The sequence below is a fragment of the Oleiphilus sp. HI0123 genome (assembly GCF_001635315.1).
Genome location: NZ_LWGE01001180.1, coordinates 1 through 2,563, shown reverse-complemented (window position 1 = coordinate 2,563; position 2,563 = coordinate 1). Strand labels below are relative to the sequence as shown.

Annotated in this window: 2 protein-coding genes and 1 pseudogene; all 3 read left to right on the top strand. The window is 44.2% G+C overall.

Translation table 11 applies throughout. The features are described from left to right. Positions 1 to 303: pseudogene (locus A3761_RS27705) on the top strand (16S rRNA pseudouridine(516) synthase); the annotation flags it as partial. Positions 304 to 432: 129 nt separating this feature from the next. Further along, positions 433 to 1,539, top strand: coding sequence for an LPS export ABC transporter permease LptF (lptF, locus tag A3761_RS13030; RefSeq protein WP_255374947.1), 1,107 nt, complete (start codon positions 433 to 435; stop codon positions 1,537 to 1,539). A gap of 158 nt (positions 1,540 to 1,697) precedes the next feature. Further along, complete coding sequence (locus tag A3761_RS13025) at positions 1,698 to 2,402, top strand: hypothetical protein (protein WP_068516096.1); 705 nt, start codon at positions 1,698 to 1,700, stop codon at positions 2,400 to 2,402. Positions 2,403 to 2,563 lie beyond the last annotated feature (161 nt).

The following is a 2,563-nucleotide window of genomic DNA, read 5'->3' as shown; positions in this document are numbered from 1 at the left end:
CGTGTTCGACTGGCCAAGCCTATAAGCCATGAATATATAAAAGCCTTTGCTGAAGGCATGCACTTCGCTTACGAAAACATTCATACTCGCCCTGTCGAACTTAAGATTCTTTCTGAGTTTGAAGCAGAACTAAGCCTACAAGAAGGCCGGTACCATCAAATAAAACGTATGTTTGGACGCTTTCGAAACCAGGTCCTAGCGCTTCATCGTTATGCAATTGGTGATTATCAACTACCTCCATCCATCCTTCCTGGCCAATCGAAACAAATCTTATCGATTATGCCTTTCGATCATGCTAACTAAGTGCTACCCGCTGCAACCATTTTACTTATCGTGGTACACTTGCCTCGATTTTACTAGGTGAAGCAAATTTAGCTGCTGCCACACTATACAAATCGACGTTCCAATCGGGCGGCTTTAATAATTTTACGAGTGAAAGGGTCACACTTGATAATCTTTAGGTATTTAGCGCGACAAGTATTCGTCTCAATGCTGTCAGTAACATTTATTCTGCTGTTGGTATTTATGAGTGGCCGCTTTATACGCTACCTGGATAAAGTTGCATCAGGACGGCTTTCAGCTGATGTTTTGTTTCCCGTTATGGCCTATCGCCTACCGGAGTTTCTACAAGTCATTTTACCTCTAGGGTTCTATATTGGTATTTTGCTCGCTTATGGGCGCATGTACCTTGAAAGCGAAATGACCGTTTTGCACTCCTGCGGCATGAGCCGAAACCGTCTACTGAAAATGTCTCTTAGCCTCTCTGTACTTATCGCAATTTTCGTCGGTACAACCAGCCTATACGCAACACCATGGGGTTTTCAGAAAGCAAAAGACTTGTTAACCGAGAGCGCAAATCTATCAGAGTTTGAATTATTATTTGCAGGACGCTTTCAAGAGCAGCGTTCCCAAGGAAGAGTCACCTATGTAGAGTCTATTAGCGACGATAAAAAAACGCTATTTGGTGTATATATTGCGGAAACCGAGAGGCAGTCACAAACTTACGCTGAATATGGCGTAATGAATACCAATGAAACAACAGGTGAAAAGTTTCTACTACTCCACAATGGCACGCGCTATCTTGGTAGCCCTGGAGAGAATGCATTTAAAGTCATGCAGTTTGATATGCTGGGTGTAAGAATTGATGACCAAACAGTGAAAGAAGCGAAATCTTATAAGATAGCTGCTCGGCCGACCAGTCAGTTGTTGAGCGCCCAAGACAACGCTTCAGCGGCCGAACTTCAGTGGCGGCTTTCACTCCCCTTCCTAGCACCTATCGTTTGCTTGCTAGCGGTTGCCTTCAGCAAGGTTAACCCCAGACAGGGTCGCTTTGTCCACCTATTCCCAGCAATGCTAATCTATGTAGCCTATCTCGGGTTATTGATGACAGCGCGCAGTAAAGTTGAAAAAGGCGATCTACCACCGGCTATCGGAATGTGGGCTGTTCATGCTTTATTCTTCGTTATTTCACTCTTAATGCTGTATCGGGAAAACATAGTTAACCTGCTCAAATCAAAACGATCTTCTGTACCTGAATAAGCCAAGATACCTAAACGATCGTACATCTCTAACATTGCGAACATAACTAAGCATTCGACATTTACATTCTCGCGTTTAGCATTACACTTAATTGATCAGTTCAGAAAAATTTCTGAACTAATTCATTGCCAGTTGCCAACAGATCTCAGGAGTACAGCGTGCTTTTACGTACCAGTGTCATAATTCTAGCCTTTTTCATTGCAGCCTGTTCGGGGCCTACTCGAAAGCCACAAGAACAAGCCATTTTCCAGACCCTGGTTGAAGATGTCACCTTTAGAAAGCTTGCTGATCACTGCACAAACCTAAGTAAGCGCTCAGAACAGCAAGTTTGGCGTGCTAAAAAGGAGTGGTGGGAAAGAAACGGCGTTGTCGTTGAAGCCGCTGATTACGGTTTTTCTTACAACCTAATCAAACTAACCGGCGACCGTCAGGAAACCGGAGCTAGATACGCAATGGGTCTAAATTTCGACATTGTTCAAGCCGCAGAAAAGCAAGCTAAACAAGTAATCGAAAATGGTCTAGAAGAAAGTGGCTGCATTGAGTTAATGACCTCCTATCGAGATGGTGAACGTGACCTTAGCGAGAACAATGAGCGCTACGGATTGCTCCTCAAATTAATGCAAGACAAAAAGACACGCGGTCAGGACTTAGAGCTGGAACAGGCAAAAATCGTCAATAAGACCGGTGTCTCCTTCTCTAGAAGTAGCATGAATGCACGCAGGCTGGCGCATCGTACCATCTGCCCTGGAGCTGAAATTACGACACTCAAATCGAACTGGCCCTTAGAAATATTCGAAGCCGTTTGCGCTGATGACTCTTACGTATTGATTGAGTGTAAGTGGGGTAACTGCACATCAAGGTAAAACTAAGTCTTTACGGTACTGCAATCTACCCTGCAGTACCCTTTTCCTAACGCCCCCTGACATTGGTTAGCGCTTTTTTCGATAAATAAGGCACACCCATAGCCATACGCCCGCTGTATAAATTTGACTCGCCAAAGAGCTTGCTTTTATCGTTACTATTC